Here is a 17434-nt window from a genome sequence, read left to right on the forward strand (position 1 = left end):
ACATTATTTATCGAGTATTAATTTTTTCTGACGGTGTGCTCAGCATAAGTAAAACCGAGAGCTGGTATCGAATAAGTAACTCCATGAATAGTGACTCCACCATAAGCTCTTCCTTGCTTGTCCCAATCACGTAACAGAGCATTAAACGACTGAGGGAATTGGTAGCTGACGGTGTTTGTATAACTGTCGCACTCTCCATGTCCTATAAACTGCGTATTGTCATCATTTAAAATGAATGTTGTATTATACCCACCTAATGCTTTATACCCGACATCATCACACTTACGCTGAGTAGTAAGATTCATAATCACATCTTTGTTTCGTAGAGATGGTTTGAGGGTGACATGATCATCGCTCCCCTTTATGTCGGCTACATTATTATTGTATAAGCTGAATCCCTTTGAACTACCAATAGTAACAAGGCGTTCTACGTCTGATTTATCAAGCCTTGGTATTGGCCAAGAGCCAATAAGACCAGTTTGTTCTGCACTATGGCTATCAAGCTCCAAAAACGCTCCGTTAAATTTATATAAATAACGACTGTAAGCCACTGGAAAGTTGTCCATGTCTGAACGTTCATAGATCTTGACGATTTCAATCATATCGCCCTTATCTCGAGCATATACGCTTGAATAAAGCAAAATACCTTTGCTCTTAATACTCCCCACTTGGAGAGGCTCTTCACCTACCGCAACCATACCCGGAGCAGCAAGTATGACATCTACATTCTGATACATATCCGGTGTCGACTCGGTCTGATGAGCGCAACCTGAAATAGTAAGTGCAGCAATAACAGTAATGGTAAGTCCTTTTATTCTCATGACACTTCTTCTTGTATTGAAATCCACAATATCTGCATCTTAAATAACGGCCTAAAAATCATCAACGTGAGCGATTTAATTAAGAGAGGTACATCGTTTATTTTTATAATTCATATACTTAAAACAGCTAACTACAACTTAATTTTCGTCTTTTTACATAATCCCTTAGCGTACTCGGCGCTTCATCAATCAATTTGGCCGTCGGTCGAATACCTAAGCCCATTTTTAGATACTTTTCTATTTGGTCACGTTTAGCATCGAGCTTCAGCTTCTCAGCTTGGCCCTTTGGTCTTCCGAGAATCATGCCGTTTTTCTTTCTAGCGGCGAGCGCTTCCTTCGTTCTCATAGAAATAAACTCACGCTCTATTTCTGCCGCCAGCCCAAGCACAGTAGCGGTTATGCGAGATTGCATTGAACCATCCAGCTGTAAGTTCTGTTTGGCGATATAGACATTGATCTTCTTTTCCATACACACTTCTAGCACTTCAAGTACTTGTAACGTCGAACGCGCAATTCGACTAACTTCAGCAAACACGATGCAATCCCCGTTAGTCATACCCTCCACTAACGCACCTAGTTTACGTTGTCGCCATTTTTTCTTTCCCGTCACTACATCTTCAACAAACACTAAATTACCTATCCCAACCTTATTGGTGTAGTCATAGATCCCGTGCTTTTGGTTTGCCACATCTTGGCTGTCTGATGAGACTCTTAAATACGCGTAGTTCGCCATGCTAAAGGCGATCCAAACTGGACAAGCTGGGCGAAAAAATATGAACGGGTAACAGAGAATGCGAACAGTGTCAGATAAAAAACAGCACCGAATGTCGGTGCTGTATGAAATTGTGAGAGGTCGCTTACAAAACGTCTCTGAGGTTTTTACGCTCTTCAATATCTTCTTGTTCTGGAATCGTCCCGGGCAGCGTGATTTTTTTGGGGCTCTGCTTAATGCTTTGCGCTGAACGAGTAGGCTTAGACGCCTTGGATTTCAAACTGAAGACCTGTGGATTAATAGTGAGGTTTTGTCTCACTTCAACCGCGAACTCTTGATTTTCATTTTCAGGTAAGTAATTACTCTTAAGGTATTTAATCGACAACGCTTCTTTATTTCTCTTTAACGTAAACAAGCACTTTGTTAGTCGCATTATCGATGTTAAACCGGCACCTGAGGCCATGGTAATTTCTTGGTTACCGCGGATTTCATCTTTATTCACATGATGAACAAGCAACAAACTGGCTCCTGATTCACTGGCAAGGCTCTGAAAAACATTTTTGATTAAGCGATCGTGTTTTACTTCCTCACAACGGCCTATTGATTCCGTAACAGTGTCAACGATCACTAAGTCGAATTCAGAGAAGGTTTGTTTGAGTTGTTCTAAATACTGTTTATGTTCTGTCTGTTCTTGGACCGAGCTATCGGGTGGAATCACTATAGGTTCAAGATCAGTAAGAAAGTGGAGATTGTTTTTCAGCTCTGACTTTATAGTGACTGTGCAATTAGCCAGCTTTTCTTTCATGCGCGATTGAATCACGCCAGCTCCGTCTTCTGAACTCAATACCAAGGTTTTTGCGGGTTTGTCGGCTGCGCTCATCCCGAGTAAAGACATTGAAGAAGCATGTTCCATTGCTATGCAAAGAGCTAGGTGAGATTTACCAACGTTAGGCGCGGCAATCAGCATGCCTACATGTCCTTTAAGTAAACCTTTCAAACTGAAGCTTAGGTTCTTACTTTCAGGTGAAGACATCAAGCTATCAAGAGATTGAGTGATCATGACTCACCCTCCCCTATATAAAATATTTGTATGCCATTACCGACATCGCGAAATTGAAGACTGAAGTCTTTTTCAATTTGTATGGCATTGGCCAACAAATCTTTTCTGAGATCACTACGGAAGCTATGACTGACTTTCGAAGCAATTGATTGAATGTAGCTATCGAGTGCCCACTCAAACTTTTTGTTGTGTAAGAATTCAGCTTTATGCGTAGTGATGTATTTTAAAAATGAACGAACCGACGGTTTACTGTAGTTGGTCATTTTGTGTTGTTCTAATCGATAGTAGTAACCATGGTCGCGTATTGCTTGCAGTAAACGCATATCTGGCACTAAAAACACATGGTTAGTCAGGTTCTTACTGTTTTTACGACCTGTTTTAAATTTACTTCGATCACAATAAAATCGGTAGTCTTGAACAAACTCTAATGGCTTTTTGCTTACTACACTCTGTTCTTCATTAAGTTCATTTATCACCAAGTGAGCCGTTGCTAATTGAGTAATACGACGCTCTATTTGATCGTAGTTCGCGCGAGTGGTCGCCATCCCCATTCGGGTTGCTAATTCATACATACTCATTGATAGAACGGTCGCGTCACGATCGATAAATGAATCAAAACCATCTTGTTGAGTATCTGAGATATCACCATCAGTGATGGTTTGGTATATCTGTGACCAGGTTAAACGTGCGCCGGCATCATAGGAAGTATCGTCTAATTGAATCGTTTGAGCATACGCCAACATGGTTTCTAAAATATCGCGATGTGGTTGAAGTAAGTAATCAACATGCAGGTCAACTCTAAAGTTTTTTCCATAGCTATTAATATTCACGCTTTCTAACGGATAGTTAGGATCGGTACCGCCACTTTGTGCAATCTCAATGAGTTTGGATTGCATTGTGGAGGTTAAGCGTGAAGCTGGATGAAAGATAGTAGCTCTCGAAAATAAAATGGATGAGATGAACCGATTTTTACGGTCCTCTTCATTGATAACCGTCAAACTAGAGCTAGATGTTGAAGCCATGATCATTACCTAATAGTGCGATAGTATTATTTTAACAGATAGTCATCATTAACTCACTGCATTCGGTAGATATCTATACTAGATCGGTAAATATCTATACTTGGTCACATAAAATAGCTATAAACTTCGGTAAATAGTCACTGTCTTCGGTAAATGTTTAGTTATGTGATAAAGATCTTCCATGGGGCCTAAGGAAGCAGATTAACGCTATTTAAGGCTACATAATTGGTTTTTATTTATAACTGATCTACGAACTATACCAATCATGATCATTCTATCGTTAAGATCGGTAAATGTTTATATTATATTTATTAATATCGGTAAATATCTATATCGGTGATCGTTAAATGTTGCTACTAAATCGGTAGATATTCATATTAAATCGGTAGATATTTATATGATTTCGGCTAATGTTGATACTTTTAACACTTACCTAAGAAACTAGAACCTTAAGGATCTAGTTTCAAATAATACCAACTTCACTGAGGTTCAGTCGGTGACTTAACAGGTAACCCCAAATCTCTAGAGAGCTTTGATGTTACCTGTTAAGTAGGTGTTAATACTCTAATCATATTATCTTCAAATTAGCTAATATTCATCACAAACCTTGTGTAATTGATATGCTTAATTCTATTAATCTATAGACTTTTGATCGCTTGATTTCCCATTTATTCCTTATTTGATCGTTTAACTTTTTATTGTGTACTTGCATTTTAGGGTCTTACTGCCCTGATCGTTGCGGGTGTTCGCCAGCGATATAAAATAAGTGGGTGGAGCTAAGTTTTAATGCTTGGTAAAAGAAATAGTAAGTGACGGTTTCATAGTGTCTAGGCGGGGACACGCTAAATCTAGGTTAATAGATTTAGATACAAACAAGCTCTCAGTGATGAATTCGCTAGATAAGAAGATTGATAAAGTGGTACACAAACTTATTTAGAAAGGGGAAAGAGTGACGTCTTGACCTGCAATGGTGTGGCGAGCCAAGCGACTATGCCCAGCCCTAATTAATCTGTCGTATAAATACGCGCTTGATGAAGTATGAGACTGAAAAGCCAACAAGAAAATGAAAGATGGTCTTGGTTGATGTTAACGTTTTTATGTTGCATCACCCAGCCCGTCATAAGAATTCTATTGCCTGTCATAAATGTGAACGTATTAAATGACCGTATTATTCGTGCATATGGTTGTTGGGTTGCTGTTGTCTTTCTTGTCTTTGTTGTTTACCCCTATGTTTCACATAAAAATTTTTTTCATTGCGCGGTTTTTACAGTGGTTCTTCGCTCAATACTTTACTTTTCGTTTGCTTATAAACATGTCAATTACATGGAGTTTTGAACAGTCTCGAAATGACTCATTTGGTTTCTCCAGTTTCTAATACGGTGACTTATTCTGATCAAGTAAGGACGGAATAGAATGCGATTTTTGAAACTCAGAACCGATCATAAACGAGTGCGAAGAGATGGGACACGCTACGTGACACCATTGATTGTTGATGCACCAAGACGCTTTGCGCCAAGTCGTGATCGTAAAGAAACCAGCTTGCGCCGGAAGGAGTGTCAGTTAATTACTGGTGCGCATGATTCAGGTAAAAGCCGCTGGCTTATGCGCTTGAAGGATAGCCGACACGAAATCTGGGGGAAAAAGCCGCAACCTATTTTACTTGAGGGGCTGATGCCTTTATCAAGTTGGGTGGAGGTGAAAGGCATTGCAAAATGGTACCAAAACAAAGAAGTACAATCAGAAGATTATACGCCCTGGGGGAAGCTCAACTTGCAGCTTAAGGCGGATCTCTTGGCTGATTACCTTCTTGACACCCAAGCCTTACTTTTTATCGATGATGCACATAAGCTGACAGGTCGGAAGGCACAGATAGCACGCAAATGTTTACTGTCTGCCAAAGTTTGGTTAATGGCATCAAGCGAGGAAGGGAGGCTCCCTCCTTCTTTTCGTCCTATCGTAGAGCGCCGTTCTCCACAGCGAATTAATTTAGAGAGTGATGTGAGTTACGACACGACCAAAGCCTTGATTTGGTTCATGGTGGCGATGTGTGTTGTGGCAGGTGCATGGGAAGCCGGTGCTGTAATCGGTGGTCTGCAGATGTTAGGTACTGGAAGAAGGTCGACGCGTGCTGATTAATGTTTTCCTTATATGGATTAGTTTATGCGTGTTCAGTGCTGCCTATGCCAATGATTGGGGTATTAGTGTTCCTTGGGAGGAAGCAGAGGTACCGCCCCCAGAAATTAAGCCCTACGAGCTCCCTACTTTAAAAGGGCAAGCTCCACACTATAACGTCCCAACCCCTGCCCTCACACCTGCACCAAAAGTGGATCCGGATGCGATTTTTAATACCGTGCTCAAGTGCTACCCAGAAAAGAGTAAATTTAAACTCGATATAAACCTAATTGCGGGTATGAAATCCAACATTGATGAATATGACTCAGAAGGTTGGCCTGAGATCACAGAGCATTATATTGGGATTGTCGGCAAGATGCCGCTTTACTCAACGACGGAACAATCTCGGGAGCGCCAATGGGAATATCAACGTCGTACCGCTACAGCTACCTCTGTAGCAAGCTTTACTCAATCCTTAGCTGATAGAAATTATGCCTATCGCTTAATGGGGCTTTATCTCTCTTTGGAGGCAAGAGCGCAACTTAGAGTGAAAAAAGGGGTGGCGAACGTATCAGAGCAAGTTGCTTTACTCGAAAAAGTCGCTTCTTCTCATCGAGATGTTTTGGCACATGAGGCCAAAATTGTTGAGCATCGTTTAGCCTTGGTGGCGATGTGCGAAGCCACGTATACCGATCAGATGAACCGTTACCTTCAAAAGCTCGCTTTCCTTCCTCGCCCTACTCCCGAGATTCAATCACAATGAAATGGCTCAATCACACCTTAATTGCTGGCGCGATTTGCGCTGTGGTGTCACCGCCTCACGTTGCGGTTTGTGTCGCAGGTGCAACCGCCCCCGATTGGTTTGAATATGTACTTAAGGTAGGCAATCGACATATCAAGCATCGAGGCCCCACGCATGTTTTTACACATTGGTTACTGGCTGCCCTAGCCTTTACTTTAGTTTGGGATTACCACGGGATTGGGATGGCATTTGCTTGGGGCGGCGTTAGCCATATTTTGACTGATGCAATGACAGTCTCTGGTGTGCCTTTTTCGCCCTACAGTGATAGGCGCTTCCATCTGTTTGGGGGGCGATTTCGAACCGGCGACCCTATCGAGTATGCCATTTCAGCAGGGGTTATAGTGGTGTGTATTGCTCTATCCCATCTTACCGGTGGACATGGCTTTGCCCCGTTTTTTTATGATTGGGGAGGCATGTATCAAGAAGGTGTGATTGATGCACTAGAGTGGAAAACAAACCGATTTAGGCTGATCTGATTGTTTCTTTTTGAAAACAACCCCCATTGTCCCCAAGATAAAAATATATGCCGTTATTGGCTGATGCTACAGTATGTAGACAAATTGATGTGATTATTAATCATTTAGATAATGCTTATTATATCCTATAAATACTTTAAGTTTATGACGTTAATGTTTTTAAACCTATCGAATTTTATAATGAGTTTAATATTTATTACCTTTTTATAAATGTGCGACTGATCACTTAAATGTGTAATTGCATATTGGTTTTTTGACTTAATTGATCGGTTTTGTATGATTGTGTGCTATTCACGAGGAAGTTGAATGAAGCGGCAGGTAAGGCTCTTCAATTATCGGGTGAACTCTCTATCAAGAAAAAGCAAGATCTCTATGACATTTTGGTTTAATTGTGACCTATCATAGATTTTCTTTATTAGTACTATTTTGTTGAGTTTATATTGACAACTTTGTATTAGAAGCTGACCTTTTTGAACTGTTTTGCAGTCTGCTCTCACTCTTGTTATTCGGAAAATTATGTTTGTACCTCTCTTTCTTTCTAAGCCGTCATTTCTTCCTTTTATTAAAGATATTGAGGTGGGATATGTTCGATCCAATCCGGCTCTACATTATTGCTCTATAGTGTTTGATTCTGATGGTTACCAGGATAGTTTGTTTGATTACTTTAATGTACCTTTTCCTACTTCGTTAGGGTCTTCAGTACAGAAGCGGAGAGCGGAGTATATCGCTGCAAGATACGCTGCCCAAATTTTGCTAAAAAAACTAGGGTGTGGGCTTAATGTTGGTTCGTCTTGGAACCGAGAGCCTATATGGCCTTTTGGGTTTAGTGGTAGCTTATCTCACACAAGCGGTAAAGCCATCGCTGTGGTTTCTCAGCAACCCAACCATTGGTCGCCGGGTATTGATATCGAAGTGTTTGAGCCTACAGTGATTCAAGAATCCGAAAATGTATTTACTACTAATACAGAGCGGAACCTTTTAAAGGCGAGTAGCATGCAGTATGAGCTTGCTTTATTGGTTACGTTTTCTGTTAAAGAAAGCCTATATAAATCACTTTATCCAACGGTTCGTCGTTACTTTGGCTTTGATGCAGCAAAAATTTGTAGCATTGATAACAGAGTTGGGAGAGTCAGTTTAGAGCTAACTCAAGACTTAACTTCAGTGTTTACAAAAGGGACCAAATTCAGTGGTCTATATTCGTATCAAGACAATCTAATGACAACACTGGTGATGTAGTTTTCAACCAGTTTACTGAATTGAACTAGAAAAATTGTACTGGAGTCGTGGTTTTATAGCCTGACTTTGGCGGAAAACTATTAAATAAAAGTTTGAAAGGAGCCTGGTGACGTCCGTTATCGGGCCTAATGGAGCCGGGAAAAGCACATTTTTGTCCATGGCTTCACGCTTAGTTTCTCGTGGTAGCGTGTTTATTGATTTGAAGTTATCAATATTTAGCTGCTTTACGTCAGTCGAATTCAGTGAATATGCGGTTTACAGGGAAAGAAATAGTTTCGTTCGGACGTTATCCAAGCTGAGACTCTTAGCTGTATTTACCGAGTCCCTTTTAATATTATTGAAATTAATGGTAACGAATGTGTACATACCAATAACACTAAAATAGCCTCCTTTATTGGTGTATCTATCAAATTATATCCTCTTCAATCAGTGATTTGTTATATCAATTGATTTCATATGCTTGTTTGATTTAGAATGAATATAAATGATATCGATTCTTAATTGTATTTGCACTCGTATGTTAGGGCGCAAGTACTCTTGAATTTTGCAGTGATAGTTCTCAATAAGGATAATTAGATGGCCATTCCTAAGATCGCCTCATACCAAGTGCTCCCGTTAGAGTCATTCCCAACTAACAAAGTCGATTGGGTAATAGATCCTAAGAAATCGGTTGTTCTGGTTCACGATTTACAGGCTTATTTTCTCAATTTTTTTGATAAAGCATTGTCTCCGGTTCCTGAGCTTCTAAGAAATGTAAACAAGGTTACAGAGAGCGCTAGATCTGCTGGTATACCCGTAGTTTACACTGCTCAACCAGCTAACCAAGATCCAAACGAAAGGGCACTACTTACTGATTTTTGGGGGGCTGGACTGACACAAGATACAGAGATAGTACCTGAGGTATCACCGCAACCTGAAGATATTCAATATACCAAGTGGCGTTATAGTGCGTTTAAGAAAACGCCTTTACTTGAATGGATGAAAGAAGAGCAAAGAGACCAGTTAATCATCGTTGGTGTTTATGGACATATTGGTATTCTTTCAACAGCACTAGACGCTTTTATGTTGGATATTAAACCATTCGTTATTGGTGATGCTATCGCAGATTTTTCTAAAGAAGATCATCTGAATACGTTAAAATATGTTGCTGGCAGAAGCGGTAGCGTCAAATCTGTGGATGAATTCATTGAAAGTGTTACTCCATGCTCTTCTTCTGGTGAATTGAGTTTAGAATCTATGAGACAGGATGTTGCGAATATTTTGGATGTTGATTTGGATGAAGTCGATGTTGATGAAAACTTAATTTTTCTTGGACTTGATTCGATACGTGTAATGACACTACATAGTCGTTGGAAAAAAAGAGGTATTGATATTGATCTTGCTGAGATGGTCGGGAAAAATACGATTAAAGATTGGTGGGATTCTGTTCAGGTAGCTGCTTAATTCTTTTTCTCTAAATAGCTCCCCCTTAGGGTTAGTAAGGGGGAGGGGGAAGCATTTAACTACTATATTCAGCTCTCAAGGCCTTTTTGTTTATTTTTCCAACAGGAGTTTTAGGTAATTGTTTGCGAAACTTAATGTGGTCTGGGATCTTATATTCTGCGATACCTTGTTCGTATAAAAATTTCTTTATAGAAACTGGTTTGAGGTTAACATCTTTATTACATACGATTATCGCACAGCTTTTTTCTCCCAAAAACTCGTCAGGAACTGCTACTAGTGCTACATCATGAATGCCACTATGTTCAAGTAGTATATTTTCAATTTCCTCTGTGGCAATTTTTTCTCCACCTCTGTTTATTTGGTCTTTATTCCTTCCTGTCACAATGAGGTTACCTTCAGGAGTTTGTCGAACAAGATCTCCTGTCGCGTAAAATCCGTTTTTATTGAATGAGCGTTGATTATGTCCTGCCGCTTTGTAGTAACCTCGTATGGTATATGGGCCTCTAGTCATTAACTGACCTTCTTCCCCTAACACTACGGGTAAGCCTCCCTCATTCACGATTAGTATTTCATCATGTTCTGAAATAGGGCGACCTTGTGTTTGCGTGATGACATCTATCGGATCATCTAACCGTGTATAGTTTACAAGACCTTCAGCCATACCAAAGACCTGTTGTAATGTGCAGTCAAAAATCTTCGGGAATTTATTTGCGGCATTTTCACTAAATTTTGCTCCCCCCACTTGAATGAGCTTTAAACTTGAAATGTCTTGTTGCGCGTTTTGTGCATATTGCATCCATAGTAAGGCGAGGGGAGGAACGAGAGCGCATGTATTGACTCTGTGTTTTTCAATTAATGAAAAATTATTCTCAGGTGAACTATCTAAACTGAGCACGACACACCCTCCAGCAAAGAAGGTTCCTAGAGAGCCCGGAGAGCTAAGTGGAAAATTGTGAGCGGCAGGAAGGGTGCAAAGATAACGTGTCTCGGCGTTAAATTGACAGATGTGATTACTTCCCACAATACTATAAGCATAATCATTGTGCGTTCTGGGGATGAGTTTAGGAGTGCCTGTCGTCCCCCCTGATAACTGGAAAAAAGCCACTTTATCTGCAGTGGTATATTGTTTCATACAAGGGGTGATGTATAAATTTTGTAATGAAATAAAGTTACTCTGACCTGTTTCACCTGTTGTAATAGCATATTCTAGAGTTTTGCATTCTTTAATCAATTGGTTAGCCGTATTACGCGCGGCTAAACCAGATATATGATCCGAAAAAATGTAGGCTCTAGCACCAACATGATTACAAAAATAGCTTAACTCTAAGTAGCGATGGGCGGGTAAAGCAAGAACGGGTTTTATCCCTTTCATAGTTAGAGCGAAAAATGAAAAATAGAACTCAGCAGTGTTATTGATTTGTAATACGACACTGTCTCCGGGCTTTAGACCTAATTGCATAAACCCGGCAGATAGCTTATAGATACGATCCAAGAAGTCCTGATAGTTGTAGGTGATTTCACCACAGCAAATGGCAGGCGCATCAGGGGACGACATAACAGTTTTATAAAGGTGATCAAATAAGGTTTTGTCTTGCCAATAGCCTAGTTCTTTATACCTTTTACTTACGTTTTCAGGCCAAGGTGTAAAATCATCGTTCATCATTATTTTATATCCCTTATACAGTGAGTAGCTCATCTACTTGTATTCCAGCCGCACGCAAAATAGTTTTCATTTTAGCACCGGTTTCGTCGAGTTCACTTTGAGGTGAGGATTCATGAACTATTCCTGCACCAGCATAAATCGACATAGATCGCAGACTTACTTCTGCACATCGAATTGTTACAACCCATTCGCCATTGCCTCTTGCATCACACCAGCCCACCATTCCGGTAAAGTAACCGCGATCGAAGTTTTCAATTTCCTTTATGACCGCATAAGCTGGTTGTCGTGGGAAACCGCATACTGCCGGCGTTGGGTGAAGGTCTGCTGCAATCTTTAAGGCGTTGATATTTGGGTCATCTGCTTGCCCTTGTAACACAGTAGACAAATGAAGCATGGTTTCTGTTTCAATTACAGAGGGGACCATTGGGGTATATAGGTTATGGCAATAATGGCTGAGAACCTTTTCGACCTCCTCAACTACTAAACTATGCTCGTTTAAATCTTTTTGAGTATCAAGCAAAGAAGAATATGCATTTTGATTTTCGACACCACAAGACGATTTAGCTCGCGAGCCAGCTAGCGGGTTTGATAATACGTGACTGCCTTTTTTAGAAAGGAGCAGCTCGGGACTCGCTCCCATAAGCTTAGAATGCTCCGATATTTGAGAGCAAAAAGTATAACCATTTGTGTTTATTGATAATAAGTTACGTAATAGCGAACATTGGTTGATGTTTTCATCGGTGGTAATTTTCACCGAGCGAGAAAGTACGACTTTTGATAGTTCAGTGGTATTAAAAAGGTCCAGCAAATGGGATACGCCATTTTTATAATCTTCCCCAGTTGGTGGCGAGATTACCTTAGCACTTTGAGACGTACAATTATTGCTACCTTGACTACGTGTGCTGCTGGAAACATAAAGCGTTTCAGGAATACAAAATTGAGTGGGTGTTCTTTCGTCAAATGGAACGGTCGCAAACAGTACAGGGTTATCGCTATCCTTTGTTTTTGCCTTTTTTAATAGTTCTTCAGCTTTGCTTGCTAGTTGGGAGAAGGGTATGGAATGACTCCACTGTGTTTTGATGCCAACACCAAGCATTGAATTATAGGGAGATGAAAAAAAGAACGGTGATTTTAACAGCTCTTTATTAAACATCTCGTTGGCCATTTGGGAAAAACCGACAACTTCTCGTTTCATAAACTGTCCTTATTAATATGCTAATTTACTCGAACTCATAAGCTAAAGTTTCTATTTATCTCTGCTCAGAAAGAGACGAGTAAGTAATACAAGAATATTTTTTCAATGTGACGCTTAGACCAATAGGTTTGATTAAACAGGTTGGACTTCTTCGCCATAACATTTTTTTAATTCGTGAATGGAGTAAATTATAATTGATAGTGATAATCAATATCAATTGATAATTGATATCATTTGGTGACACTGCTTGTGTTAAGTGGTTGTTTTTAGTGATAATCTTGTAACTTAGGTGTTATAGGAGGGGGCGGTGTTTAATCACATTAAGGGGGAAGCAACTATTAACCATTTGATTAGTAACTGTTTACTTTCTCAAATGGTTAACAGAACTTAAATGTACTCGGTTAAAGTTGGTTGAGTGCTCACTTTTTTTAACATTGCTGCATTTAAGTGGTCGAGAAATATTAAAGTATCCTCCCAACTTAAGCATTCATCAGTAATTGATTGGCCGTAATTGAGAGATCCGTTACCTAGCTTTTGATTGCCGCCTAGTAGATAGCTTTCACACATGACACCTGCGATGTTGACTTCACCGGAAGAGAGCTGGCGAGCAATATCTTCAACAACCATTAACTGGTTCTTTGCGAGTTTTCCGCTATTCCCATGACTGCAGTCGACAACTATTTTGGGCGAGAGTTTACTGCGTTTAAGTTGGAGAGAAGTTTGTTTTATATGTTGGGACGAATAATTTGGAGTTGCTCCACCGCGTAAGATTACGTGGCAGTGGTCGTTGCCTTTAGTCTGTATTGCAACAGTTTTGTTGTCGGCTGTTTGTGTTAGTATCGTATGACAATCTTGTGCTGCATGTATGGCATCAATAGAGATGTCAATATTACCGTCAGTACCGTTTTTAAAGCCAATAGGGCAATGTAGCCCAGAAGCTAACTGTCGATGAGGTTGTGATTCAGTAGTGCGAGCACCGATGGCTCCCCAACATACTAGGTCAGCAATATATAAGGCGATATTAGAATCGAGAAACTCATTGGCTGTGGGAACACCAAGTTTTAGAATCGATCGCATTAGTTTCCGACTGTGAGTAATCCCCTTGAGTAAATCGAATTTACCATTGAGATCTGGGTCAACAATAAATCCTTTCCATCCCCTTCGTGTTCGTGGTTTCTCAAAGTAAGTTCGCATTACCAATTTCAAAGTGCCATTGTAGTGCTTTTGTGCATCTGCTAATCGAGTCGCGTATTCTATAACGGCATTAGGTTCATGTACTGAACACGGCCCGATAATAACTAACAATCTTGAGTCGTTACCTGAAAGGATATTGGCTATTTCTTGTCTTTGGTTGAAAATAAATTCTTTAGTTTCTGTGTTAATGATAGTTTCATCTAAGATATTTTCTAGGTTCGGTAAAGGCATCGCTGACTTGATGTTTATGACGTTTTTTAACGTATTCATGGATACTATCCGTAAAGTTTAATTCACTTATTAAAGGCAATGGCTTCTTACGATGATGTTTACTGTATGATTAAAAGTCAGTATACGACTCGAAAGATAAACACCATAAGTAGTAGTTTTTAGCATTATTATTTTTAAAAAGATCTCGAATTTATCGCTCTACTTAATCGAGGTTCCGTCGATTTGTCGAAGTCTTGTCTACTGTTGGTCCTAAGACGAAGAACATTGACTCTTTGTTTATCAATAGTAAGCTCTAGAGTTGGACGCCAGATTTTCTTGTCTCTGTGTGTTACCACAATAACAGTTGAGTCTAATGCTTGGGTGTGTTGGGCTATTTTCTGTTCGGTTACTTCATCCAGTGCAGAGGTGGCTTCATCTAAAATTAGGATCGGTGCTTTTTTTATTAGAGCTCGGGCAATTGCGACTCTTTGTCTTTCCCCTCCAGAAAGCCCTGAACCTTTCTGGCCTACATTTTGGTTTATTCCATCGTCTGATAAGTCAATAAGCTCACTCAGTTGAGCTTGTCTAGCAAAGAGTTCTACTTCAGCATTACTTGCCTCTGGGTTACCCAAACGAATATTTTCGGCCAATGTTCCAGTAAATATTATTGGATCCTGAGCAACATAGGCGATGTGTTGGATTAATATGTCATATGGAATATTCTTGAGGCTTATGCCACCAAGCGAAATATGACCTTGGTTAGGGTCATCAAACCTTAAGAATAATCCTAATAAGGTGCTCTTTCCGCTGCCACTTACGCCATTGATTACGACTTTTTCTCCTTGTACTATTTCTATGTTGGCACCCTTGAAAAGGTCCAAATAGCCAACATTATTTAGTTCGAAATTGTAGTTATTAGGGGTAATCGCATTTTCCGGTTTGGGTTCAGGTAGAGTTGGTACATTGGTTAGCTGGTTGTAATCTTTTATTGATGACTTTACGTCGTTGATGGCGAAACCGGCTAAGGCTAATTCTCCTAGTGGTGCAGCCGCCCTGGTAATTAATATCAGCAGTCCCAAAATCAATAGTGGTTGGGTAACTCCTTCTAGAACTAGGTAGATTGTGACGCAGGCTAAAGGGAAGACCGTTGCAAGTGCAGAGGTTAAAGTCGCCATGGATGCAGTTAGGTTGATTCTCGAATGTACTTTTTCTTGTGTACTCCAACTTTGGTCAATTCGTTCTATCGCTCGTTCAGGTCCTGCAGTTGAGCGGAGCAAGTCAAGGTGATCTATTAGCTCGAGCGTTGATTTTGTGGCTTGAACATCAGCGTTGTGTCTTTCGCTGTCAGAGCTACTGAGGTAATTCTGTGCTTTGTATTGCATCAGCAATGCGCCCATAAGTGAGATTGCACTGATTAGAGCTACATCTGCCCCCCCAACGATCCCAATGCCAACTATTAAGAATAAGGGTAATAATGGCGTGTGCAAAAATGTTTGTAACTGGTGAGCTGGGATTGACATAAAGCCAGGTATGCCTCGTTCGGCAAGTTGAGTCAGTTGCGTTCGATGCTGCTCGCTAAACCAAGAAAGTTTAGCTTTACTAAGAGACTTACCGACTGCTGAGTACAAATCTCCGGCTAGTTGCGCACCAGATAGAAACCCTGATCGGGTTACTAGAACCGTCACCAAAATAGCAACAATTGCTGCTGATATGGCACCTAGTGGCGGTGCTTGTTCTACTAATGATACAGCAAGAACTGTGTAGGCTAAGGCTTCGAGTGCAGCAACCAACGCCCATCCCGATCCCACTAGGTATAAACGATATTTTGCGCTCGCGGGAATATTTGATTTGGAAGACGGGGGAGTTTGATATGTCATACTTCTTCATCCTGTAATTGAGCGTTTTTTGGTAGTGTCAATATAAAGTCGGTTAGGTGGGCTAGCTCTGCATCATGGGTAACCATGACTATGGTTTTATTCTTTTTCTGCGCGAATTCCGTTAGGTTTCGCATGATGGATAAGGCTGTTTTTTTATCAAGTGCACTGGTTGGTTCATCCAACAAGAAAATGCTGGCTTGATTGAGAAATATACTGGCAAGGGCGACGCGTTGTTGCTGACCACCAGAAAGTAGACTGGCATCATAGTCGAGGCTGATATCTAGTTCGGCTAGAGTTAAGGCTTCAAAAAATTCGTTATCGCAGGCATTTGGCGCCGCTAGTTGTAAGTTCTCTCTAACCGTTGTTTTAAGTACCCCTATATCTTGAGGAACATAACGTATCGCCATGTGACGTGACATTTCGGTAAGTGTTGACAGTTCATAACTGCCAAGCATGATGGTTCCTGAATGAGGTATTTCTTGATTGGCTAAAATACGCAGTAACGTACTTTTTCCAATACCGCTTGGCCCCATAATTGCCGTACATGAACCTGTTGGAAAGCAGTGGGTGAAGCTATCGATGATGGTTGTGGTGTCATTAATTACCGAGATTTTTGAAGCCTGTAAAGGAAGATCTTTAGAATCTACATTGACGTTTCCACTACTTATAGGTGTTTGTTTCAAAAATTGACCAATGTTCTTAGCGGCATTCTTACCTGCAGTGACATAATCTAATCCGTGACCAAGCTTTAATACTGGTGAAACGACAGCCAAGCCGAAAAAAAACACAGAAGCTATTGCCGATGGGCTTAATTGGTAGGAAATTGAATAAGCTATAGCAAAGGTAGAAACTGCTTGAAGTAAAGCTATAGCAATGGAAGCAGGAAGTGCCACACTCCCTACCCATTTTATAATGCCATTAGTAAAGCGTTGAGTTGCTCCATGATAACTCGCGAGTGCACCTGATTGAGTTCCATAAACCCGGTTAACTCTAATGCCTCTGGTGTAGTCATTTACTGCGGTGACTATTTCTCCCATTATATTCATCCGTTCTGCACCATGTTTAGCTGCGAATCTAGGCAGAAAGACTAGATAATATAATGATGCAATAAGGCCTGGGAGTAAGGTGAAAAGCGCTATAGGACCTGCCATATTTAGCATAATGATAACGGACATTACCGGTACAATAGCGAAAGTTACAAACTCTGAAGGCAAGTGAGCAACCATATGATGTAGAGTATTGATGTCTTCTGAAACCAAGCGGCGAAGTTGATTATCACCATACCGAGAGAGCGTCTTGCTTGGAAGACGCGTTAAGTGTTGCGCTACCTGACGACGTAATCTTGCTGAGAATAGAGATTCAGCATTGTGAACTAACCAAGAGGACAAAGATGAGAGCAATGCACTAAAAATCCAAAGCCCGATGGCGCTGTAAACCCATTGGTTAGATGGGTCATCGATTAATTGTATTAAACATAGCAATGCGCCAACTTTTGCTACTGCAGCAAAAAGCTCGCTTAGAGTCCCTAAAGTAAGTTTCGCTAATGAAGGTCTTAAAGCTGGCATTAAGATAGGAGTAACGTAATGTTGGCTGATCTTATTTATCATTTTC

At 40.5% G+C, this 17434-nt stretch carries 14 protein-coding genes and 1 pseudogene; 6 read left to right on the forward strand and 9 right to left on the reverse strand.

The features are described 5' to 3' along the window. Positions 1 to 17 precede the first annotated feature (17 nt). The 4 genes from ACED48_RS18690 to ACED48_RS18705 all read right to left on the reverse strand — a co-directional run bounded on the left by ACED48_RS18690 (position 18) and on the right by ACED48_RS18705 (position 3615). Positions 18 to 821 carry a hypothetical protein gene (locus ACED48_RS18690; RefSeq protein ID WP_017055780.1) on the reverse strand — a complete coding sequence of 268 codons (804 nt, stop codon included), beginning with the start codon at positions 819 to 821 and terminating at the stop codon, positions 18 to 20. Between the two features lie 127 nt (positions 822 to 948). Continuing rightward, a complete protein-coding gene (locus tag ACED48_RS18695; RefSeq protein WP_017055781.1) occupies positions 949 to 1554 on the reverse strand; it encodes a recombinase family protein in 606 nt (201 codons plus the stop codon). A gap of 124 nt (positions 1555 to 1678) precedes the next feature. Continuing rightward, entirely contained in the window at positions 1679 to 2593 is a 915-nt protein-coding gene (locus ACED48_RS18700) for an AAA family ATPase (protein WP_017055782.1), read from the reverse strand. Continuing rightward, complete coding sequence (locus ACED48_RS18705; RefSeq protein WP_017055783.1) at positions 2590 to 3615, reverse strand: hypothetical protein; 1026 nt, start codon at positions 3613 to 3615, stop codon at positions 2590 to 2592. Before ACED48_RS18705 ends, ACED48_RS18700 begins: the two co-directional genes overlap by 4 nt. Before the next feature lie 1413 nt (positions 3616 to 5028). On the opposite strand from ACED48_RS18705, the gene ACED48_RS18710 reads away from it, so the two are divergent. The 6 genes and pseudogenes from ACED48_RS18710 to ACED48_RS18735 all read left to right on the forward strand — a co-directional run bounded on the left by ACED48_RS18710 (position 5029) and on the right by ACED48_RS18735 (position 9684). After that, on the forward strand, positions 5029 to 5751 hold the full coding sequence (locus ACED48_RS18710; RefSeq protein WP_017055784.1) for a hypothetical protein: 723 nt from the start codon (positions 5029 to 5031) through the stop codon (positions 5749 to 5751). Positions 5752 to 5779: 28 nt separating this feature from the next. After that, positions 5780 to 6490 (forward strand): hypothetical protein, encoded by a 711-nt coding sequence (locus tag ACED48_RS18715; RefSeq protein WP_017055785.1) that lies wholly within the window; start codon positions 5780 to 5782, stop codon positions 6488 to 6490. Further along, entirely contained in the window at positions 6487 to 7005 is a 519-nt protein-coding gene (locus ACED48_RS18720; protein WP_017055786.1) for a metal-dependent hydrolase, read from the forward strand. Before ACED48_RS18715 ends, ACED48_RS18720 begins: the two co-directional genes overlap by 4 nt. Before the next feature lie 516 nt (positions 7006 to 7521). Further along, on the forward strand, positions 7522 to 8241 hold the full coding sequence (locus ACED48_RS18725; RefSeq protein ID WP_017055787.1) for a 4'-phosphopantetheinyl transferase: 720 nt from the start codon (positions 7522 to 7524) through the stop codon (positions 8239 to 8241). 91 nt (positions 8242 to 8332) lie between these two features. Continuing rightward, a pseudogene (locus tag ACED48_RS18730) lies at positions 8333 to 8534 on the forward strand (ATP-binding cassette domain-containing protein); the annotation flags it as partial. 283 nt (positions 8535 to 8817) lie between these two features. Then, entirely contained in the window at positions 8818 to 9684 is an 867-nt protein-coding gene (locus tag ACED48_RS18735; RefSeq protein WP_017055788.1) for an isochorismatase family protein, read from the forward strand. 55 nt (positions 9685 to 9739) lie between these two features. Here ACED48_RS18735 and ACED48_RS18740 read toward each other — a convergent pair whose 3' ends face one another. From ACED48_RS18740 to ACED48_RS18760, 5 genes are all read right to left on the reverse strand, one after another. Then, the gene (locus ACED48_RS18740) at positions 9740 to 11347 is read right to left on the reverse strand and encodes a (2,3-dihydroxybenzoyl)adenylate synthase (RefSeq protein WP_371694036.1); all 1608 of its coding nucleotides are present in this window, start codon (positions 11345 to 11347) and stop codon (positions 9740 to 9742) included. Positions 11348 to 11360: 13 nt separating this feature from the next. Further along, a complete protein-coding gene (locus tag ACED48_RS18745) occupies positions 11361 to 12542 on the reverse strand; it encodes an isochorismate synthase (RefSeq protein ID WP_017055790.1) in 1182 nt (393 codons plus the stop codon). 387 nt (positions 12543 to 12929) lie between these two features. Then, positions 12930 to 14006: a 3-deoxy-7-phosphoheptulonate synthase gene (locus ACED48_RS18750; protein ID WP_017055791.1), complete on the reverse strand. Its 1077-nt coding sequence runs from the start codon at positions 14004 to 14006 to the stop codon at positions 12930 to 12932. 134 nt (positions 14007 to 14140) lie between these two features. Beyond that, on the reverse strand, positions 14141 to 15823 hold the full coding sequence (locus ACED48_RS18755) for an ABC transporter ATP-binding protein (RefSeq protein WP_017055792.1): 1683 nt from the start codon (positions 15821 to 15823) through the stop codon (positions 14141 to 14143). Beyond that, positions 15820 to 17430, reverse strand: coding sequence for an ABC transporter ATP-binding protein (locus ACED48_RS18760; protein ID WP_017055793.1), 1611 nt, complete (start codon positions 17428 to 17430; stop codon positions 15820 to 15822). Before ACED48_RS18760 ends, ACED48_RS18755 begins: the two co-directional genes overlap by 4 nt. Positions 17431 to 17434 lie beyond the last annotated feature (4 nt).

Source organism: Vibrio sp. 5S239, assembly GCF_041439575.1.
GTDB lineage: Bacteria > Pseudomonadota > Gammaproteobacteria > Enterobacterales > Vibrionaceae > Vibrio > Vibrio kanaloae.